Source organism: Gemmatimonadaceae bacterium, from assembly GCA_036504815.1.
In the GTDB taxonomy this organism is placed as follows: Bacteria; Gemmatimonadota; Gemmatimonadetes; order Gemmatimonadales; family Gemmatimonadaceae; genus PNKL01.
In genome coordinates, this window is record DASXUN010000028.1 from 55538 (window position 1) to 74801 (window position 19264).

The 19264-nt window shown below is 69.4% G+C and carries 21 protein-coding genes and 1 tRNA gene; 4 read left to right on the top strand and 18 right to left on the bottom strand.

What is annotated here, in order from left to right:
- Positions 1-9: 9 nt before the first annotated feature.
- Positions 10-1185: an N-acetylmuramoyl-L-alanine amidase gene (locus VGJ96_13835; protein ID HEY3288195.1), complete on the bottom strand. Its 1176-nt coding sequence runs from the start codon at positions 1183-1185 to the stop codon at positions 10-12.
- Entirely contained in the window at positions 1185-1652 is a 468-nt protein-coding gene (smpB, locus tag VGJ96_13840; protein HEY3288196.1) for an SsrA-binding protein SmpB, read from the bottom strand. Before smpB ends, VGJ96_13835 begins: the two co-directional genes overlap by 1 nt.
- Before the next feature lie 162 nt (positions 1653-1814).
- Between smpB and VGJ96_13845 the strand changes: the two genes are divergently transcribed.
- Positions 1815-1898, top strand: a tRNA-Leu gene (locus VGJ96_13845).
- Positions 1899-1999: 101 nt separating this feature from the next.
- Here the strand turns inward: VGJ96_13845 and VGJ96_13850 are convergent.
- The 16 genes from VGJ96_13850 to VGJ96_13925 form a co-directional block, all read right to left on the bottom strand.
- On the bottom strand, positions 2000-2572 hold the full coding sequence (locus tag VGJ96_13850) for a hypothetical protein (GenBank protein ID HEY3288197.1): 573 nt from the start codon (positions 2570-2572) through the stop codon (positions 2000-2002).
- Positions 2573-2575: 3 nt separating this feature from the next.
- Complete coding sequence (locus tag VGJ96_13855) at positions 2576-3028, bottom strand: Rrf2 family transcriptional regulator (protein HEY3288198.1); 453 nt, start codon at positions 3026-3028, stop codon at positions 2576-2578.
- 53 nt (positions 3029-3081) lie between these two features.
- Positions 3082-3882 (bottom strand): hypothetical protein, encoded by an 801-nt coding sequence (locus VGJ96_13860; GenBank protein HEY3288199.1) that lies wholly within the window; start codon positions 3880-3882, stop codon positions 3082-3084.
- Entirely contained in the window at positions 3879-4361 is a 483-nt protein-coding gene (locus VGJ96_13865) for a DUF4149 domain-containing protein (GenBank protein ID HEY3288200.1), read from the bottom strand. Before VGJ96_13865 ends, VGJ96_13860 begins: the two co-directional genes overlap by 4 nt.
- Positions 4358-4999, bottom strand: a complete 642-nt coding sequence (locus VGJ96_13870; GenBank protein ID HEY3288201.1) for an MBL fold metallo-hydrolase — start codon at positions 4997-4999, stop codon at positions 4358-4360. Before VGJ96_13870 ends, VGJ96_13865 begins: the two co-directional genes overlap by 4 nt.
- On the bottom strand, positions 4999-5982 hold the full coding sequence (locus VGJ96_13875; protein HEY3288202.1) for an FAD-dependent oxidoreductase: 984 nt from the start codon (positions 5980-5982) through the stop codon (positions 4999-5001). Before VGJ96_13875 ends, VGJ96_13870 begins: the two co-directional genes overlap by 1 nt.
- Before the next feature lie 125 nt (positions 5983-6107).
- On the bottom strand, positions 6108-6839 hold the full coding sequence (locus VGJ96_13880) for an SDR family oxidoreductase (GenBank protein HEY3288203.1): 732 nt from the start codon (positions 6837-6839) through the stop codon (positions 6108-6110).
- Positions 6836-7711, bottom strand: a complete 876-nt coding sequence (locus VGJ96_13885) for a PHP domain-containing protein (protein HEY3288204.1) — start codon at positions 7709-7711, stop codon at positions 6836-6838. The genes VGJ96_13880 and VGJ96_13885 overlap by 4 nt, the downstream gene beginning before the upstream one ends.
- 28 nt (positions 7712-7739) lie before the next feature.
- Positions 7740-8003 (bottom strand): hypothetical protein, encoded by a 264-nt coding sequence (locus tag VGJ96_13890; protein ID HEY3288205.1) that lies wholly within the window; start codon positions 8001-8003, stop codon positions 7740-7742.
- Positions 8004-8097: 94 nt separating this feature from the next.
- Positions 8098-9432, bottom strand: a complete 1335-nt coding sequence (locus VGJ96_13895) for a dihydrolipoamide acetyltransferase family protein (protein HEY3288206.1) — start codon at positions 9430-9432, stop codon at positions 8098-8100.
- A gap of 21 nt (positions 9433-9453) precedes the next feature.
- The gene (locus VGJ96_13900; GenBank protein HEY3288207.1) at positions 9454-9732 is read right to left on the bottom strand and encodes a hypothetical protein; all 279 of its coding nucleotides are present in this window, start codon (positions 9730-9732) and stop codon (positions 9454-9456) included.
- Between the two features lie 49 nt (positions 9733-9781).
- On the bottom strand, positions 9782-10093 hold the full coding sequence (locus VGJ96_13905; protein HEY3288208.1) for a hypothetical protein: 312 nt from the start codon (positions 10091-10093) through the stop codon (positions 9782-9784).
- A 7-nt stretch (positions 10094-10100) separates the two neighbouring features.
- Positions 10101-10577 (bottom strand): hypothetical protein, encoded by a 477-nt coding sequence (locus VGJ96_13910; GenBank protein ID HEY3288209.1) that lies wholly within the window; start codon positions 10575-10577, stop codon positions 10101-10103.
- The gene (locus VGJ96_13915) at positions 10574-11890 is read right to left on the bottom strand and encodes an inositol-3-phosphate synthase (protein HEY3288210.1); all 1317 of its coding nucleotides are present in this window, start codon (positions 11888-11890) and stop codon (positions 10574-10576) included. Before VGJ96_13915 ends, VGJ96_13910 begins: the two co-directional genes overlap by 4 nt.
- A 24-nt stretch (positions 11891-11914) precedes the next feature.
- Entirely contained in the window at positions 11915-12547 is a 633-nt protein-coding gene (locus tag VGJ96_13920; protein HEY3288211.1) for a CDP-alcohol phosphatidyltransferase family protein, read from the bottom strand.
- A 224-nt stretch (positions 12548-12771) separates the two neighbouring features.
- Positions 12772-13809 carry an exo-beta-N-acetylmuramidase NamZ domain-containing protein gene (locus VGJ96_13925; protein ID HEY3288212.1) on the bottom strand — a complete coding sequence of 346 codons (1038 nt, stop codon included), beginning with the start codon at positions 13807-13809 and terminating at the stop codon, positions 12772-12774.
- 108 nt (positions 13810-13917) lie between these two features.
- Between VGJ96_13925 and VGJ96_13930 the strand changes: the two genes are divergently transcribed.
- From VGJ96_13930 to nagB, 3 genes are all read left to right on the top strand, one after another.
- A complete protein-coding gene (locus tag VGJ96_13930) occupies positions 13918-16821 on the top strand; it encodes a glycoside hydrolase family 3 N-terminal domain-containing protein (GenBank protein HEY3288213.1) in 2904 nt (967 codons plus the stop codon).
- A gap of 88 nt (positions 16822-16909) precedes the next feature.
- A complete protein-coding gene (locus VGJ96_13935) occupies positions 16910-17266 on the top strand; it encodes an iron-sulfur cluster assembly accessory protein (protein ID HEY3288214.1) in 357 nt (118 codons plus the stop codon).
- 16 nt (positions 17267-17282) lie between these two features.
- On the top strand, positions 17283-19262 hold the full coding sequence (nagB, locus tag VGJ96_13940) for a glucosamine-6-phosphate deaminase (protein ID HEY3288215.1): 1980 nt from the start codon (positions 17283-17285) through the stop codon (positions 19260-19262).
- The last annotated feature ends 2 nt before the right edge of the window (positions 19263-19264 follow it).

The window sequence follows — 19264 nt, forward strand, 5'->3', positions numbered from 1 at the left end:
GCGCCACGTTCATCGCCCGCCGCCGACGCCGATGCGCTGCTGGTAGCGCGCGAGATACTCGGCGGCCGCGTCGGCGATCGCGGCGGCGAGCGTGCGCTGGCCCGACTCGGAACTCATGAAGGCGGCATCGGCGGTGTTCGTGCCGAATCCGATCTCGACGAGCACGGCGGGCATGTACGCCTTCACCAGCACGCGGAATCCGGCCTGCTTCACGCCGCGACTCGGCCCGGGATGCACCCGGCGCAGCGCGGCCTGCACGCTCTCGGCCAGGTCATTCGACTCGCGCAGGTGTTCGTTCTGCGCCATGTCGTTGATGATGAAGCCCAGCGGATCGTCCCTGGGCGCGTCGGCTTCGGTCTCGAAGCGCACGACCTCGTTTTCCATCTGCGCCACGCGGCGTTCGTCCTCGGTCTTCGCTTCGGCCAGGAAGTACGTCTCGAAGCCGCGCGCCGCGTGCGGCTCGCGCCAGTGCGGATTGGCGGCGTTGACGTGCACCGAGATGAACAGGTCGCCCTTGCTGCGATTCGCGATGCGGCCGCGGTCATCGAGGGCGATGAGCGTGTCGGTGCGTCGCGTCATCACCACGGCGTAGCCGCGGCGCTCGAGTTCCTGTTCCAGCTGCAGCGACACGCCGAGCGTCACGTCCTTCTCACGCACGAGGGTGCGATCGGGGCTCCAGCCGCGCATCCCGGGATCGCGGCCGCCGTGTCCAGCATCCACGACGATCACGCGCCGCCGGGCCGGACGGGCGGGCGCGGCCGGCGACCTGGGCGGGACGGGCGCGACGGCGATGGCGTCCGGGTTGGGCGAGAGCAGCCGCTTCGCCGGATCCCACTGCAGCCGGGCTCCGGCGCGCGGAGCAATCTCGGTGAAGAACTGCACCGGAACGTCGAGCCGGCCATCACGCTCGCGCGCGGCCGCCACCAACGAGTAGAGTCGGCCGCCGGACAGCGCGAAGGGCGCGCGGTCGGCGAGTTCGAAAACGACACCCGCGAAGCTGACCAGGTACCGGTGGTTCGGCAGGCGCTGGACACGACCGCCGAGAACGCCGACGGTCGCCTCGGCGCCGACGAACGTCGCATTCGCTTCGGTGCGCACCGGAATGGCGGAATCGCGGCCGCTGACCAGGATGCGCAGCGAATCGGGCGGGCCGAGCAGGGCCGCGGCGAGGAGCAGCGCGACCATCAGCGCGTGCTCCGCAGCGCGCGCTCCACGTCCCGCTTGGCGTCGCGATCCTTCAGGTCCGCCCGCTTGTCATGCAGCTTCTTGCCGCGTCCGACGGCGATGACCACCTTGGCGCGGCCGCGGCGGAAGACCATCTCGAGCGGAATGATGGTCAGCCCCTTCCGCTCCACCGCCCCGATGAGCCGGCGCAGCTCGCTGGCGTGCAACAGCAGCTTGCGCGTGCGCGTGGGTTCGTGGTTCCAGGCCGTGCCCTTTTCATACGGGGCGATGTGGAGATTGAGGAGCCAGAGCTCGCCATCCTTCACGATCCCGTAGGCGTCCGAGAGGTTCGCCTTGCCGTTGCGCAGCGACTTGACCTCGGTGCCCAGCAGCACGAGCCCCGCCTCGTAGGTCTCGAGGATCTCATAGTCGTGGCGCGCGCGCTTGTTGCGGGCGATCGACTCGGTGTCGGCGGGCGGCTTGGACAAGGGCGGTGATGCGAAGGGAGGGCAACAGGAGAAATCTACACCACGGGCGTGGACAGGTCCCCGCGTGGCCGACGCGGTACCCCGGAGAAGGACGAATATCGGGGTCGGCGGGTCTCCGACGCCTTGATTCACCCCGTCGGCGCGAATACGTTTCTGCTCCCTGCCGAAGTGGTGGAATTGGTAGACGCGCTGCGTTCAGGGCGCAGTGGGCTTACGCCCGTCCGGGTTCGAGTCCCGGCTTCGGCACTCAAAGACAGAGAAGGACAGAAGAGCACAGAAAACGACAGAGGGCGGCGCCTTGGCGCCGCCCTTCGTCATTTCCGGGATCGGCCGCCCGGGACTCTGCGCTACGGCGCGGGCGGCACTTCCGAGGGGCGCTTGTCTTCTGGCAGGTCGGGCGCGCCCCCGTACACGTCACGCAGCGCGTCGCCGGCCTCGGCGAGGTAGCTCTCCATCAGGCCGATGGCGCGGTTGAGCGGCGAGCCGGCGGTGCGCGCGGAGTCCGAGGCGAACGCCAGCAGCATGCGCCCGAGCTTGTCGGCGGGACCAATGGTGCCGCCGCGCGATTGCAGCGCTTCACGATAGGTGGTCACGCGATCGTTGAACTGCCGCTCGGCGAGCAAACGCCGCTCGGGCGCAACGTGCGGATCGATAGCGAAGGCGGTCGACATGGCGGTGGCGATGTCGGAGGCCGTCCGATCGTCCAGCGCGTCGCGCTGCGCCGCGATGAGGCCCAGCGCGCGGCGCGCGTAGCGCAGTTCCCAGCGCGCGTGATCCACATCGCCACCCGCGGCGGACTCGGCGAGCCACAGGACGTCGGCTTCGCGCGGCTCCGCGAAGAGGCGGGCCACCACCGATTCGGCCCGGAGCCGCCGCCGGCGGCCTGCGAGCAGCGCGCCAATGAAGGGAATGCCGGACATGGACTACTGGAGGACCGGAAGTCCGACGCGCTGGCGCACCAGGCGCTCCTCCTCGAGGAGGTCGGAGAGCCGGACGCCCTCGAGCACCTCGTCGATGCGCCGCTGCAGCATCTGCCAGACGGGGCGTATGGAGCAGTCGTGCGAGGCCGCGCAGCGCGCGTCACTCACCGGATGCGCGTCGCACTGGAGTTGGAACGTGACCAGCTCCGACGCGTTCAGGATCTCGCGCAGGGTGATCTCGCCGGCCGGACGCGCCAGCGCATAGCCGCCGCGCGAGCCGCGCGAACTGGTGACGATGCCGGCGCGCCGCAGGCGCAGCAGGATCTGTTCCGCATAGTCGGGGGGCAGTTGCTCGCGCTCCGCGATCTCCCGCCCGCTGACGAGCCCGTCATCCGTGCGCCGCGCGAGGTGCAGCGCGCAGATGACGCCGTATTCGGCCCACGTCGTGATGCGCATGAGGGGAGATTATCGCGCCAACCGACGCGCAGGAAGAGGCAGGACCGCCCGCGTTACGGCGCCTGCGGCGTCGGAACGTCGAACGTCGAGATGAAGTCGAAGTAGCCGCCACGGGCGACGGGCGCCACATAGGTGCGGACGCGCGCCGCACTCCAGGCCTTGGTCTTCGCCGCGGTCCACGCCGAGATGAATCGCGCCGGGATCGAGTCGGTGCCGTCGTCCTTGAACTGGCAGGAGATCTGCGTGTTCAGGGTGTCGGCGTTGACGGCGCCGTACCGGAAGGCAAAGGCCACGGTGCCATTCAGGTCCTGTCCCGCATTCCACCGCAGGTCGAGCCGCGTACCCACCGCCGGTGTTCCGAACTCGGCCACCGTCAGCGCCTCGGCGGTCTTCGCGCGGAACGAGATCGCCGGATATCCGCCGGACGCGGTGCCCGGAATGACGACGCTCACCGAGTCGCCCGGGACGTAGGGCACGCCCGGCCCGCGCAGGCGGTACTGGACGTCGTTGCCAACCGGGGCCGGGAAGAGCGAATCGGTGCGCCCCGGGAGCCTCACCTGAATGGAAGTTCCCGCGCCGAGCACGGGGAAGATGTCGCCGAGGCCAACGGTGGCGCGCGAATAGGTTTCCTGCCGGCACGAGTCCCACGAAGCCGACGCCGTCGGGACGCCCAGCCCGGACGCGCTGTAGAACGTGCCGACCGGCGATGTCACGAAGCCGCTACCGGACCGCTGCGCCGCGAGCGTGAAGAAGCCGAAGGGCACGGCCGTGACGTTCGTGGACGCCTCGGCGCACGCCACGACGACCAAGGCCACCGCGGCGAGCGCGAGGGGGATGCTTCGCTGGCGGTTCATGGAGCCTCTCCGGACGAGGGGGCGCGCAGCCTGACGGTCCGCACGAGGAGGACAAGCAACACCGCCAGGCAGAGCATGGCAAGGCCGAGGAGCGCGACGGATCCGGCGTGCAGCATGCCGAACAGGGCGCGCCGCGGATCGGCGGGGGCGAGCTGGTCGATGGGGACCACCACGGTCGCGCGCAGCGCGGCGATGCGCGGATTGACCACCCAGAGCGCGGCCGACGCGGCGACCGCCGAGGCGAGGCTGACGACGACCGCGAGCCCCGAGCGGCGCATGGCGGGCGCGATGCCGTGCACGAGTGCGGGCACCAGCAGCGCGCCGGCGAAGACTACGGGCAGGACGCGTCCCACCATCTCGCCGGCCATCGCGCGGGTGGGAAGCACGGCAAAGGCGCCCGGCGCGACGACGGTGATGGTCAACAGCGCGGCGCCCAGCCACAGCGCCACTGCGACGAGCGCCACGAGGGTGCGCGTCACCGCGTGATCAGGCGCGCCGCGCCGGTGAGGAATGGATTGGTGCGATTCTCCTCGCCGATCGTCGTGGCAGGCCCATGCCCGGGGTAGAGGACGGTGTCGCTCGGCAGCGCGCCGAGTCGCTGCAGCGACTGCTGCAGCGCGCGCGGATCGGAGAGCGGCAGGTCGGTGCGGCCGACCGAACCCGCGAAGAGGCAGTCGCCGCCAAAGGCCACGCCCTGTCCGACGAAGGCGACATGCCCGGGCGCGTGCCCCGGCACGTGCATCACGTTGAACGTCAGGGCGCCCACGGTCATCGCCTGCCCTTCGGCAAGGTCGTGGTCGGGAGCCGGCGGCACCTCGATGCGTAACCCGTACTTCCGACCCTGCTCCACCACGCGGTCGTAGAGCGGACGATCGAGCGGATGCAGGAAGACGGGCACATCCCACCGGCGCTTCACCGCGGCAATGGCGCCCACGTGATCGATGTGCGCGTGCGTGATCCAGAGCGCCCGCAGGGTGAGCGCCCCCTGCTCCACCGCACCGATCAGCCGCTCGCCCTCGTCGCCGGGATCCACGAGCACGGCGTCGCGCGTCGCCTCGTCGGCGACCAGGTACGTGTTCTCCTGAAACGGACCAACGGTGAGCATTTCAATGATCATCAGCGCACGAGCATCGGAATGGGTGGCGGCACGGCCTGTCCCGTTCGGCGGGCCGTCAGGTACTTCTCCACCGCGATCGCCGCCGTCGTGGCGTCTCCCACCGCGGTGGTGACCTGTCGCGTGAGCTGCACGCGCACGTCGCCCGCGGCGAAAAGTCCCTCGATGGAGGTCATCATGTTGGCGTCGGTCAGGATGTAGCCGGCGCTGTCGTGCTCGAAGTGACCGTCGATGACGCCGGTGTTCGGCCGGAAGCCGACGAAGACGAAGCAGCCGGTCGCGGCGAGATCCCGCGCCTCGCCCGTCTTCACGTTGCGGATCTTCGCGTGCGTCATCAGCCCCTGCGCGTCGCCGTGAATGGAGTCCACGACGGTGTCGTAGATGGGCTCGATCTTCGGATTGGCGAGGGCGCGCTTCTGCACGATCTTCGACGCGCGGAACGCATCGCGCCGGTGCACCAGGTAGACCTTGCTGGCGTAGCGCGTGAGGAAGTCGGCCTCCTCGAGCGCGGCGTCGCCGCCGCCCACCACCAGGATGGTGTGCCCCTTGTAGAACGCGCCGTCGCAGATGGCGCAGTAGCTCACGCCCTTGCCGGCGTACTCGATTTCGCCGGGCACGCCGAGCTTCACCGGCGTGCCGCCGGCGGTGACGATCACGGCCGGGGCGTGGTAGCTGTCTCCGCCCTCGGTGGTGACGAGGAACGTGCCGTCCGCCTGCCGGCTGACCTTCTCGACGCGCACGAACGTGTGCAGTTCCATGCCGAACTTCACGGCGTGCGCCTGGAACTTCTCGGCGAGCTCCGAGCCGAGGATGTGCTCGAACCCCAGGTAGTCCTCGATGATTTCGGTGTTCAGCAGCTCGCCGCCCGGCAGGCCCTGTTCGAGCACCGCCGTCTTCAGCATCGAGCGGCCGGTGTACATCCCCGCGCAAAGGCCGGCGGGCCCCGCGCCAATGATGATCACTTCGTATTCGTGCGTGGTCGCCACGTTTCCTTCCCAGTAGGTGATCCAGGCCGCGCCGCGGCCCGGTTGCTACCTGAAAGATCGTCAGGGCCGCAAGGGCACTGGAAGGGGCGGCCGGCCGACTTCCGCCGCCCAATGCGGGGCCGCGCTCAGCGCAGGTGCCGTCCGCCGTCCACGAAGAGCACGTGTCCCGTGACGTACGGAGCGGTCGCGAGGTAGACGACCGCCTGCGCCACGTCGTCCGGCGTCCCGAGCCGCCGCAGCGGCGTGGACTCCTCGAACCGGCGGCGCGCCGCCTCGGGCCACCCCTCCGGCGGCAGCACCGCGCCGGGCGCCACCGCGTTCACCCGCACGAGCGGCGCGAGCTGGACGGCGAGTTGCCGGGTGATCGTCTCGAGCGCGCCCTTGCTGGCGGCGTGCGGCACGAGCATCGGCCACGACTCGTGCGCGAGGTGGTCGGCGATGTTCACGATCGCGCCGCCGCGATTTCCCATCGCGCGCGCCGCCGCGAGCGACAGGAAGAACGGCGCGCGCGTGTTGACGGCGAACGTCTCGTCCCAGTCCGCCGGCGTCACCGCGTCGAGCGCGAGGCGCCGCATGATGGCCGCCGAATTCACGAGCAGATCGAGGGCGCCGAATCGCTCGACGACCTCGCCGATGAGCCGGGCCGGCGCGTCGGCCGCCTGGAGGTCGGCCGCGAATGTCGACGTCTCCGCGCCCAGCCCGCGCAACGCCGACGCGGTGCGCCGCGCGCCCTCGGCCGATGCGTGGTGATGCACCGCCACCTGCATCCCCTCGGCGCCGAGCGCCAGCGCGATGGCCTGCCCGACGCGCTGGCCCGCACCCGTTACGAGCGCCACACCGCCCCGGAGCGCCGTCATTCTTCGCGCACCGGCACCGCGCGACGGCGCATCGCCAGCCGCTCCTCGTGGCGCTCCAGCCATTCGGACGGCACCTGCACCGCGCCGAGCATCCGCGGCCCCGCCGTCGCGCCGTGCCAGTCGGAGCCGCCGCTCGGCACGAGGTGGAAGAACTCGACGAGGGCGCCGATGCGCGACACGTCAGACGCATTGTGGCCGGGGTGGCGCACCTCGGCACCGTCGATGCCGGCGGCGACCATCCGCTCGAACTTCGAGCGCCGTCCCTCATCCCCGGGGTGCGCCCAGACCGCGAGCCCCCCGGCCCGATGAATGACATTGACGCCGTCCGCGACTTCGAGCCGCGGCTTCTCGACGTAGGCCGGACGTCCCGCGCCCAGCCACTTGTCGAAGGCCTCACGCAGGTCGGTCACCCATCCGCCGGCCACCATCGCGCGCGCCACGTGCGGACGCCCCACCGCCCCCCCCGCCGCCTCGGCGAGCACGGCCTCGAGCGTGAGCGGGACGCCCAGCGTGTTGAGCGTGTCGACCATCGCCGCGGCGCGCGCGGCGCGTCCCTCGCGGAAGCGACCCAGCGCATCGGCAATCGCGCCGACATCGGCCAGGTGCAGGCCGAGCAGGTGGACCTCGTCCTTGCCATCCATCACGCTCAGTTCCACGCCCGGCACGACGCGGACGCCGAGCGGTTCGGCGGCCGCGACCGCCTCGGCGACACCGTCCACGGTGTCATGGTCGGTGAGCGCGACGACGGTCAGTCCCGCCCGCGCCGCCGTCTCGACGAACAGCGTCGGCGATGCGACGCCGTCGGAGGCGGTGCTGTGCGCGTGCAGGTCGATGCGCACGGCTGCTCCCGTCGTGGCCGCCGGCGACGTCACAGGCCCAGCCCTCGCGCTTGTGGCCTGGTCATGCGGTCAGTTCCACCTGCTCGTAGATGCGGCTGGGATCCACCATGGGCTCCGGCGCCGCGGCGTGCGCGCGCTTCAACGCGTCGGCATCGCGCGCCTCGGTGAACTCGATGAAGGCGCCCGGCAGCGCGGCCTCCTCGAAGACCCAGAACTGGCACCCCGCATTCACGTAGTGCGTCTCGCGGAGCCGGGCGCGCTCGAAGAACCTGGCGCGGTCGCCGGGCGGCACGACGGTGCGTTGCATGCTCAGCGCACGAGGCATTGGGGAGCGGGGGCGAGGGTGAACCGACCGGCGCCGGACGGCGCCGCACTGCCTGCCGAGCCGGCGCGACGGTGCAACCGCCGCGCCGCCACGGTCAGAATCCCTGATTTGGTATGGTCTCCAACGTCTTCCGCAAATCGGCCATGAAGCGGTCGGCGTCGGCGCCATCCACCACCTTGTGGTCGAAGGAATACGAGAAATAGGCGCAGGTGCGAATGGCGATCGTGTCCTCGCCGTCGGGGCCGGTGACCACCTTCGGCCGCTTCTCGATGGCGCCGATCCCGAGGATCGCGGTCGTCCCGACGGGAATGATCGGGGTGCCGAAGATCGAGCCAAACGTGCCGTAGTTGCTGATCGTGAACGTCGCGTCCTGCACCTCGGCGGGGTTCAGCCGCTTGGTGCGGGCGCGGAGCGCGAGATCGTTGGAGGCCTTCGACAGTCCGGACAGCGAGAGGTCCTCGGCGTTCTTGATGACCGGCACGATGAGCCCGGTGGGCTCGAGCGCGACGGCGATGCCGATGTTGTAGCGCTTGCGGTAGATGATGTCGGTGCCGCTCACGACCGCGTTCATGATGGGATGACGCTTCAGCGTCGCCACGACCGCGTGAATGATGAACGGCATGAACGACAGCTTCTGGCCGGTGGTGGCCTCGAACTCGGCGCGCATCGTGCTGCGCACGCGCGCAAGTCGCGTGAGGTCGACTTCGTGCACCGTCGTGACGTGCGTCGCCACGCGAATGGCCAGCGCCATGTGGTCCGACGTGAGCCGGCGAATCTTGGTCATCGGCTCCACGACGTCGCCGGGCCACGGCGTGGCCGGCGGTGCCTGCGCCTCGGCGCCAGCGACGAGCAGCGTCGGCGCGAAGGCCGGCGCGGCGGACACCGCCGGTGCAGCGGCCGCGCCGCCGTTGTCGAGGAAGGCCTGGAGGTCCTTCCGCGTCACCCGCCCCGCGATGCCCGAGCCGCTGAGGGCCGCGATCTCCACGCCGTGCTCGGCGGCCATTCGGCGCACGAGCGGCGAGGAGCGGGTGCGCCCCCGCTCCTCGAACGAAGGCGGCATCGGCGGACGGGCCGGTGCCGCGGGCACGGCCGCGACCGGGCGCGCCGGTGCGACCGGGGCAACCACGACGGGCGCGGGCGTCAGCGCCGCAGCGACTGGGGCCGGCGCGGCCGGCGCGGGCGCGATGGACGCGCCCTTTTCGGTCTCGATGCGCGCGACGACCGTCTGCACCGCCACGGTCTTCCCCTCGCCGACGAGGATCTCGGCCAGCACGCCGCTGGTCGGCGACGGGATCTCCGCGTCCACCTTGTCGGTGGAGATCTCGAAGATCGGCTCGTCACGCTTCACTTCATCGCCGACCTTCTTGAGCCATCGCGACAGCGTGCCCTCGGCGATCGACTCGCCCATCTGGGGCATCACGACATCCATTCGAGCCACAGGGGGCCTCCTCTACTGTTTCGGCCGCTTCGGCGAGCGAAGCGCCCACATCACCAGGGCCGGGAGCGTCGTGGCACCGATGATCGCTCCGACCAGCATGAACTCCGCCCAATTGCACGACGGCACGCCGTCACAGGCGGGGGCGCGCGTCACGTACGCAATCACCTTCGAGACGAATACCGCAATCATGCCGCCCGAGAAGAACCCGAGCGGCACCATGAAGCACCCGATGGCCGCGGTGCGCCCCCAGGGAGCACCCTGCCTCGCCGGCGCTTCGGGGGCATCCTGCATACTAACGACCTCCCCGCGGCATCGGCGCCGTGCCCGAACCCGACATGCGCTAGAAAGCCCCCGTCATCGCGCGCCGGCTGTCCGTCTGCGTGTGCAGCTGCACGAAGAACTTCTTGACGTTCCGGTCCAGGCGGCTCTCGCCCATCTGGTCGGTGGCGCCCTCGACGAACGTATAGTGCCCGCCTTCCATCTTCACGGAAAGGTCGAGCGTCGCCGGAACCTCGGGCGCGCCAACGACGCCCCGGTACGTGCGCGAACGATTGGTCGTATGCGTGAGCTTCATCCCGAGTTCCGCGAAGAAGGCATCGGCCTCGGCGAGGACGGTGTCGGGATGCACGGTGGTGCGATGAAAGTGCTTCATGAGGGTCTCAGGGCTTCTTGGATTCGGCCGGCGCGGCCGGTTGAGCGGGTGTGGCGCTCGGGCCGTACTCCTCACCCACGTAAACGGTTTGCCGCCAGTCTTCGACGGTCTTCTGGAGCAGCTGCGTGGAGTCGCGACGGAATTGGATACCCAACGCCCACTCCCCGGCGGCCGGAAACATCAGCGTCGCGTGATAGGTACCGACCTCCGGCCCATACCGGAAGCCATCCCACTTGGTGATGCCGTCGGCATTGGTGACGTAGATGCGTCCCTGCCCGTCCGCGATGGGCTCCTTGGTCTTCTTGTCGCGAACGACAATCGTGTACTGGATCGGCTCCAAGGAGACCGGCGGCGTCACGTCGCTCCAGGCCCGGATCTCGAAGTCCTGCGTCCAGAGCCGAATGTCGGTGTTCGGCCGGTCGGGCGGCGAGCAGGCCGCCGCGCCGGCAAACGCCAACAGGGCCAAGCGCCGCAACAGGATCATGGATAGTACTCCAGCCCCAGGTGAGTGATCTGCTCCTCCCCCATCAGGTGGCGGAGCGTGTTCTTCAACTTGGTCTGCTGGATGAAAAGATCGTGTTCCGGGTGCAGGCCCGCAGCGGCCATCGGCGACTTGTAATAGAAGCTTAACCATTCCTGAATCCCCTTCATCCCCGCGCGCCGGGCGAGGTCGCTGAAGAGGGCCAGGTCGAGGACGATCGGGGCCGCGAGAATCGAGTCGCGGCAGAGGAAGTTCACCTTGATCTGCATCGGGTAGCCCATCCACCCGACGATGTCGATGTTGTCCCAGCCTTCCTTGTTGTCGCCGCGGGGCGGGTAGTAGTTGATGCGCACGACGTGCGAGAAGCCGGCGTACAGGTCGGGATAGGTCTCAGGCTGCAGGATGGTGTGCAGCACGCTGAGCTTCGACGCTTCCTTCGTCTTGAACGACGCCGGATCGTCGAGCACCTCGCCGTCGCGGTTGCCAAGGATGTTCGTCGAGTACCAGCCCTCGAGACCGAGCATGCGCGCCTTGAGCGCCGGCGCGATCACCGTCTTCATCCAGGTCTGGCCGGTCTTGAAGTCCTTGCCGGAGATCGGGACGCCCTCGCGCAGCGCCAGCGCCTGCAGGGCCTGCGTGTCCACCGCCAGGTTGGGTGCGCCGTTGTTGTACGGCACGCCTTCCATCAGGCAGGCCCACGCGTACAGCATGGACGGCGCGATGTCGGGATGGTTCTCTGCCATCCCCTTCTCGAACGCCTCGATGGTGGCGTGCACGGCGGATGGCTCGATGTAGATCTCCGTCGAGCCGCACCAGACGGCGACCAGGCGGTCGCAGCCGTGCTTCGCCTTGAAGTCCCGGATGTCCTGCCGCAGCTGCTCGGCCAGGTCGCGCTTGGTGGGTCCCTTCTTGATGTGCGTGCCGTGGATGCGCGTGACGTAGTGCTGGTCAAAGACGGCCGGCATCGGCTTGATGGCCTGCAGGAAGTCCTTCAACGGCTCGAGATGGCGGTCCTCCAGCACGCCGGCATTCTTGGCCGAGGCGTACGCATCGTCGGGGATGGGATCCCAGGCGCCGAAGACGATGTCTTCGAGCCCGGCCAGCGGCACGAAATCCTTGATGAGCGGCGAACGCTTCGCGGTGCGCTGGCCCAGCCGGATGGTCGCCATCTGCGTCAGCGAGCCGATGGGCTTGCTGAGGCCGCGTCGAATGCTCTCGACGCCGGCGATGAAGGTGGTGGCAACGGCGCCGAGTCCGGGGGTGAGGATGCCGAGCTTGCCAGTGGCCGGGCGGATGGTCGCGGGAACAGTGGTCACGTTATCCCAGAGCTGAAGTCGAGATCAGGAAGGGGGCGCTTCGGCCGCCGGTTCGGCGGCCGAGGGCGCTGAGGGTGTCGCGGGCGGAGGCGCCGCGACGGCGTCATCCGATGGCTGCGTCGCCAGACGAACATGGGTGATGCGCTGCACGGCCGTAACCAGCGCGCTGGCCGACAGGAGTGAGAAGACGAGTCGCAGGACGAGCCCGTCGAGCGCCAGCCCGAAGAGCGCCTGGGGCGCGGCGAGCAAGGCGATGCGTTCGCCGCGCTCCATCATGCCGATGCCCTTCATCGTGATCCCGAGTGTTTCGGCACGGGATCGCGCGTAGGAAACTGTGAACGTGGAGACCATGCCGAGCAGGCCCACGACGACCATCGGCATCGAACGGTGCCACGAATCGGCGGCGAAGAAGTAGATCAGTCCGCCGAACAGGAAGCCATCGGCCACCCGGTCGAGCGTCGAGTCATAGAAGGCGCCAAAGACGGTGCTGCGATTGGTGCGCCGCGCGACGGCGCCGTCGGCGAGGTCGAAGACGGCGGTGACGGCCAGGATCCAGCCGCCCGTGCGGATGTGTCCCGCGGCGAACGCGATGCCCGTGGCGCAGGTGCAGAGCGTGCCGATGGTCGTGAGCGTATTGGGACTGACCCGCCGACGCACAAGGAACCCGATAAAGGGTTCAACGACACGCAGATAGCCAGCAACGACCAAGTCCCAGAGCGATCGCATCACAGGTCAGTGAACGGGGCAAACCGAGCGCGGTACGCCGCACCGCACGCGTCCGGGTGTCTTTTCACCCGGATCACGTGAAATGATTGTAAGCCACCATCACGACGGGATCAACTCAAAGGCGCGTACGAAGTTCCCCGATGCGGGCGCGGCTGTCACCGATACATCTGCAGCGTGCGGGCCTTCTTCTGGAATGCGACGAGCGCCGAGAGGCTCGCATCGACGAGCGAGTCGGGGTCGGCGCCGCGCGCGACCAGGGCGAGGGACGGGCCGAGCCCGGTCGCGCTGGCCGCGTTCGCGAGGCGCAGCGCGTCTCCGTGCACCTTCCAGACGGCCCAGGCAAGATCGAGCGTGAGGCGGCCTGTCTGCACGCGCTCCCGGTCCACCACCTCGATGCGGATCCCCGGCACCGTCATTCCGTCGAATTTGCCGTCGGATGGCGCGTGCGGCGTGAAATGCTCCTCGGTAAACCGCAGGCCGGGGAGCGGCCGGTCGGCGAGTTCGTCGAGGACGCGCTTGGGATTCATCCACGGGGCGCCGACCTGCGCGTACGGATACGCCGTGCCGCGGCCGATGGAGAGCGCCGTCCCTTCGAGCGGGAGCAGCGACGCCGCGAGCAGCAGGTCGTCCACCGACCGCACTTCGCTGACCGGCGACGACCACGGGAGCTTGCTGCTGTTCCCCCAGAACCTGGAACGCCGCACGCCCCGCGCCGGCACCACGTGCAGGTCGGCGTCCTCGGGCAGGGTCGGCGCCAGCACCCGCAGCATCTCACCGACGGACAGGCCGTAGCGGACGGGGACCGCGACATCACTTCCCGCGACGGGGTGCCACATCGGCCCGTCGTTGACGTCAGCCCCGAGCGATGGCGGGTGGTCGAGCACGACGACGCGCGCCTTGTGCGACGCCGCAATCGCCACGAGCCGCTGCAGCTTGGTGAGGGCGGAGCGCGCCGCGAAGCCGCCATCGTGCAGGTCGATGACGGCGCCGTTGACGCCGCGCCACGCGGCGTCACTCAGGGCCGAGTCCGGGCTGAGCACGGCCAGCAGGTGCACGTTCATGCGCCGGACTCGCGCGTCATCGCGCAGTTCGGCCGGGCTCGGCAAGCCATCGCCCGCGTCGGGACGCTCGGTGATCCACAGCACGCCGCGCCCGGCGAGCAGGCGCAGGCTGTCTTCCACGAGCACGGTCATGCTGGCCCGCACTTTCTCCGGACGCGCCCGACCCGCATCTTCTCTGGGCGGCCCAGACGAAGCACAGGCCGCCAAGAAGGCCATTCCGACTCCCCACGCCCAAGTCCGATGCACGCTCGTCGTCTCGCCTCGCTAGTGGCATTTGCCGCGCTCGCCGCGGCTTCGTGTGGCCGATTCCGTCCCTCGGCCACGGTCTCCCCAGATGTAACCCGTCCGACGGCGCCGAAGTTCACGCCCTCGCTGACCGCGCCGCTGAACGATGCCGCGCGGACGTGGATCGAGCAAACCCTGGCCCGTCTCACCCTGCGCGAGAAGGTCGGCCAGATGACCTCGGCCTGGGTGCTGGGCGACTACACCAGCACCTCGGACCCGAGCTATGTGGAGGTGCGCCGGTGGGTGGAGCAGGATGGCGTTGGCGGCATCACCATGTCGCTGGGCACCCCGATCGAGGTGGCGGCCAAGCTCAACGACCTGCAGCGGCTCGCGCGCATCCCGATGCTCGTGCACTCGGATCTCGAGCCGAACCTCGGCCGACTCGAGGGCGGCATCTTCGCGCCATACACGTACGGCGCGGGCTCGGCGACGGTCATTCCCGCCAACATGGCGATTGGGGCCACCGGCGACACGTCGCTCGCCCGGCGCGCCGGGGAGATCATCGGCCGCGAGGCGATGGCCGTGGGCATCAACACCGTCTTCGCGCCGACGGTGGACGTGAACAACAACCCCGCCAATCCGGTGATCAACACCCGCTCGTTCGGCGAGGATCCGGCGGCGGTCGCCGCCATGTCCGCCGCCTTCGTGCACGGGGTGCAGAGTGCCGGGGCGGTGGCGACCGCCAAGCACTTCCCGGGGCACGGCGACACCGACACCGACTCGCACCTCGCGCTGCCGGTCGTGAAGAGCACACGGGCGCGGCTGGACCAGGTGGAGCTGATGCCGTTCCGCGCGGCGATTGCCGCGGGCGTCCAGGCCATCATGTCGGCGCACATCGCGCTCCCGGCGATCGGTCAGGACAACGCGCCGGCGACGCTCCGGAAGGACGTCATCACCGGGCTGCTGCGCGACACCCTCGGCTTCACGGGCGTCGCGTACACCGACGCCCTGTCGATGGAGGGCATCGGCGGCGGCTACACGGTGGAGAAGAGCGCGGTGGCGGCCGTGAAGGCCGGGGCGGACGTTTTGCTCAAGCCAACCGACATCCGGCGCGCAATCGACGCCGTGGTGGCCGCGGTGGAGAGCGGCGAGATCCCGATGGCCCGCATCGACGCGTCGGTGCGCCGCCTGCTTGAGATGAAACTGCGCGTCGGCGTGATCCAGCAGCCGTTCGTCTCGCTCGAGACGCTGCGCGACTCCGTCGGGGCCGCTGCGCACCGCAAGTTCGCGTCGGAGATCGCCGAGCGCGCCATCACCCTGGTGCGTGACCGCGGGGCCCTGGTGCCGATGGCACGCGGCGAACCGACGCTCATCCTCACCTACGCCCCGGAGCAGGACATCGCGGCGGGCCGCGCGTTCTCCGCCACGCTGCGCGGCGCGCTGGGGAGCGGCACGCGCGTCCAGCGCGTCGGCGCGCGCACCCCGCGCAGCGAGCTGGACTCGCTGGGCGCCGGGATGCGGCGCGTGGTCTTCAGCACGCACGGCCGGACGATCGAAGGAGAGGGCAAGCTTGCCATCGCGCCGCAGGTGGCGCAGTGGCTCGATTCCGTGGCCGCCGTCGCGCCGGTGGTGATGGTGTCGCACGGCAATCCGTACGTGATCCGCCAGTTCGAGAACGTCGGGACCTACGCGATGGCCTTCGGCACGGGCGTCACGATGGAGAACGCCTCGGCGCTCGCCATCGCCGGCCGTCGTCCGATCAGCGGCCGTTCGCCGATCTCGCTCCCGGGCTTCTATGCGCGCGGCGACGGCATTCCGCGCGTCCTCCCCTTCTCCGCCGAAGCGCTTCCGACCGTTATGAAGGACTCGCTGCAGCACCTGCTCGATCGCGCCGTGCGCGACTCCGCCTTCCCCGGCGCGATCGCCGTCGTCGGACGGCGCGACCGCGTCCTCGCGACCGTGAGCGCCGGCCACCTCGACTGGAAGGAATCGCCGGCGCCGGATGACCGGACGCTGTGGGACATGGCGTCGCTCACGAAGGTGACCGCCACCACGTCGTCCATCATGACGCTGGTGGATGCCGGGAAGGTGGACATCAACGCTCCCGTGCAGAAATACCTTCCCGACTGGCAGGGCCCGAACAAGGAGAAGGTGCTGATCCGGCACCTCCTGACCCATTCGTCCGGCCTGCCGTCGTGGCGTCCGCTGTACAAGGAAGCGACCAGCGCCGAACAGGCGATGCAGATGGTGTTCCAGACGGCGCTCGACACGCTGCCCGGCGCGCGCATGCTGTACAGCGACCTCAACTTCATCCTGCTCGGGCAGGTGGTGCAGCGCCTGAGCGGCCAGCGGCTCGACGCGTATGCGAGCGAGCACGTGTTTGGCCCGCTCAAGATGACGGACACCCAGTTCAATCCCGACCGGTCGCTCCTCGCGCGCATCGCGCCGACCGAAGTGGACCCGTGGCGCCAGCGCCACATCCGCGGCGAGGTGCACGACGAGAACGCCTTCGTGCTGGGCGGCGTGTCGGGGCACGCGGGGCTCTTTTCCACCGCGCACGATGTCACGCGCCTGTGCCAGGCCTACCTGAACGGCGGCACGCTCGACGGCGCCCGCATCTGGACGCCGGAGACGATTCGCCTCTTCACCACGGTGCAGGATTCGACGTTCTCCAATCGCGCCCTCGGCTGGGAGACGCCAAACGGCGTCAATTCGGCCGGACGCGTGATGCGGCGCCCCGCCTTCGGCCACACGGGGTTCACGGGAACGAGCATCTGGGTGGATCCGGCGAACGACCTGTTCGTGGTGCTGCTGACGAACCGGGTGAACCCGACGCGCCAGAACGCCAGGATCGGCGGCGTGCGGCAGGGCGTGGCGGACATGGCGGAAGCGCTGGCGTCGGCGGCGCGCCTACCGTGACGTCAGGCCGTTGAACCCCCCCGACGATCCCACTAGATTTCGGCCATGCAACAGGCGGTTCGCCGCCCCCCAAAACCTGGAGTGTCTCATGAGCACGATGAACGCCCCCGAAATCGCCCTGTCGATTTCTGCCAACGCCAGCGCCGAGGTCAAGAAGTTCATGGCGGCTGAAGGCGTGTCGCCCGACGTGGGCGGCCTCCGCGTGAGCGTGCAGCCGGGTGGCTGCTCGGGGTTCAAATACAGCTTGCTGATCGAGGATCAGGCCGCGGACGACGACACGGTGCTGCCGCAGGATGGCTACCGCGTCTTCGTCGACCCGTTCTCGATGCAATATCTCAACGGCGTCGCGATCGACTACGTGACGTCCATGCAGGGGTCGGGCTTCACCTTCAAGAACCCCAATGCAACCGGCGGTTGTGGTTGCGGCAGTTCGTTCTCGGCATAAACACGAGTCTTTCGCGATGACGTCTGGCACCCGCCACGACGCCACAGATGCCCGGAAGGCCCGCGAGACCGCCCCGGCGGAATCTCGCGGGCCTTCGCGCGTCTCTGGCGCCCTCACTGCGCTCGAACGCATTCCCACGGTCGTCCTCGACGACCACCACCAGATTGCCGTGCAGGTGGCGCGGCGGATCGCGGATGTCATTCGCAGCCGCAACGCCGAGGGCCGCGACGCCGTGCTGGGCCTCGCGACCGGCTCGACGCCGATCGGGGTGTACCGGGAGCTGATCCGGATGCATCGCGCGGAGGGGCTCAGCTTCCGGCGGGTCATCTCGTTCAACCTGGACGAGTACTACCCGATGGGCCCGGACAACATCCACTCGTACAACCGGTTCATGTGGGAGAACCTCTTCGCCCACGTCGACGCCGATCGGACGAAGGTGCACATCCCCGACGGCACCGTGCCGCGGCACAAGCTCGAGGCGTGGTGCGCGGGGTACGAGCGGGCCATTCGCGACGCCGGCGGCATTGACGTCCAGATCCTCGGGATCGGCAAGACGGGCCACATCGGCTTCAACGAGCCGGGCTCGGGCGAGCAGAGCCGCACGCGCCTGGTGCACCTCGACACGGTGACGCGCCGCGATGCCGCCGCCGACTTCTTCGGCGAGGATTTCGTTCCGCGCGAAGCGATCACGATGGGCGTCGCGAGCATCTTCGCGGCGCGCGAGATCATCATCATCGCCACCGGCGAGCACAAGGCGCGCGTGGTGCGCCGGGCCGTCGAGGGGCCGGTGCTCACCGAGGTCGCGGCAACCTTCCTGCAGCGGCATCCGGCCACGACGTTCTACGTGGACGCGGCGGCGGCCGGGGAGCTGACGCGCATCGCCACCCCGTGGCTGCTGGACGAGGTGGAGTGGACGCTGCCGCGCACGCTCGACGCCGTGACGTGGCTGTCGCGCAAGGTGAACCGGGCGATCCTCAAGCTCACGCAGCAGGACTATGCGGAGCACCAGCTGTCGTCGCTCGTCGCGCGGCACGGCAGCCCCGGCGCCGTCAACGGCCTCGTCTTCAACGAGCTCGGCGCCAAGATTCGCGGCAAGAGCAAGCTGCCGCACGGCAAGAAGGTCGTCTGCTTCTCGCCGCATCCCGACGACGACGTGATCTCGATGGGCGGCATCCTGCGCAAGCTCACCGAGAACAAGAACGAGATCATCGTGGCGTACATGACGAGCGGCAACATCGCCGTCTTCGACCACGACGTGCGCCGCCACGTGGACTTCCTGCTGCGCATGCAGCGCGACAGCGGCATCGGCGGCTCCGAGGTGAAGGCGATGGCCCGGAAGGTGCACGCCTTCCTGGCGTCCAAGAAGCCGGGCGACGTGGACATTCCCGAGGTCGCCGACATCAAGCGGCTCATCCGCGAGGCGGAGGCGATCAGCGGCCTCGAGACGGTGGGCCTGCCCGCGTCGTGCGGACGCTTCCTTAACCTGCCGTTCTACCAGACCGGCAAGGTGAAAAAGGATCCCATCGGCCCCGCCGACGTGAAGATCGTGAAGAAGCTGCTGGCCGAGACGAACCCCGACTACATCTTCGTGGCCGGCGACCTCTCCGATCCGCACGGCACGCACCGCATGTGCAAGGAGGCCATCGACGCCGCGGTGGCGGAACTGTGGCCGGGGCGTCCCCGCGGACCGCAGACGCACCGCACGGGCGAGCATCGCGTCTCGCTGGCGCCCGAGGTCTGGCTGTACCGCGGCGCCTGGCAGGAGTGGCCGGTGACCGAGGCCACGTGGCTCGTGCCGATGTCGCAGGAAGAGCTGCGCCTGAAGATCCAGGCGATCTTCAAGCACCAGAGCCAGAAGGACTCGATGCCGTTCCCGGGGCAGGATGACCGCGAGTTCTGGCAGCGCGTGGAGCAGCGCAACAAGGACACCGCAGCGATCCTCGATCAGCTCGGCCTTGCCGAGTACTTCGCCATGGAGGCGTATGTCGTCGACTAGCC

What these genes read in the sequence shown, in the direction of transcription:
- VGJ96_13925 (HEY3288212.1), bottom strand. Translation starts at nt 13,809, where the DNA reads ATGACCGTGCTCGTGGAAGACAGCCTGCGCCTGCTCGCCGGGCGCGGC.
- nagB (HEY3288215.1), top strand. Translation starts at nt 17,283, where the DNA reads ATGACGTCTGGCACCCGCCACGACGCCACAGATGCCCGGAAGGCCCGC.
- VGJ96_13870 (HEY3288201.1), bottom strand. Translation starts at nt 4,999, where the DNA reads ATGATCATTGAAATGCTCACCGTTGGTCCGTTTCAGGAGAACACGTAC.
- VGJ96_13895 (HEY3288206.1), bottom strand. Translation starts at nt 9,432, where the DNA reads ATGGATGTCGTGATGCCCCAGATGGGCGAGTCGATCGCCGAGGGCACG.
- VGJ96_13850 (HEY3288197.1), bottom strand. Translation starts at nt 2,572, where the DNA reads ATGTCCGGCATTCCCTTCATTGGCGCGCTGCTCGCAGGCCGCCGGCGG.
- VGJ96_13910 (HEY3288209.1), bottom strand. Translation starts at nt 10,577, where the DNA reads ATGATCCTGTTGCGGCGCTTGGCCCTGTTGGCGTTTGCCGGCGCGGCG.
- VGJ96_13880 (HEY3288203.1), bottom strand. Translation starts at nt 6,839, where the DNA reads ATGACGGCGCTCCGGGGCGGTGTGGCGCTCGTAACGGGTGCGGGCCAG.
- VGJ96_13890 (HEY3288205.1), bottom strand. Translation starts at nt 8,003, where the DNA reads ATGCCTCGTGCGCTGAGCATGCAACGCACCGTCGTGCCGCCCGGCGAC.
- VGJ96_13835 (HEY3288195.1), bottom strand. Translation starts at nt 1,185, where the DNA reads ATGGTCGCGCTGCTCCTCGCCGCGGCCCTGCTCGGCCCGCCCGATTCG.
- VGJ96_13905 (HEY3288208.1), bottom strand. Translation starts at nt 10,093, where the DNA reads ATGAAGCACTTTCATCGCACCACCGTGCATCCCGACACCGTCCTCGCC.
- VGJ96_13930 (HEY3288213.1), top strand. Translation starts at nt 13,918, where the DNA reads ATGCACGCTCGTCGTCTCGCCTCGCTAGTGGCATTTGCCGCGCTCGCC.
- VGJ96_13860 (HEY3288199.1), bottom strand. Translation starts at nt 3,882, where the DNA reads ATGAACCGCCAGCGAAGCATCCCCCTCGCGCTCGCCGCGGTGGCCTTG.
- VGJ96_13855 (HEY3288198.1), bottom strand. Translation starts at nt 3,028, where the DNA reads ATGCGCATCACGACGTGGGCCGAATACGGCGTCATCTGCGCGCTGCAC.
- VGJ96_13900 (HEY3288207.1), bottom strand. Translation starts at nt 9,732, where the DNA reads ATGCAGGATGCCCCCGAAGCGCCGGCGAGGCAGGGTGCTCCCTGGGGG.
- VGJ96_13935 (HEY3288214.1), top strand. Translation starts at nt 16,910, where the DNA reads ATGAGCACGATGAACGCCCCCGAAATCGCCCTGTCGATTTCTGCCAAC.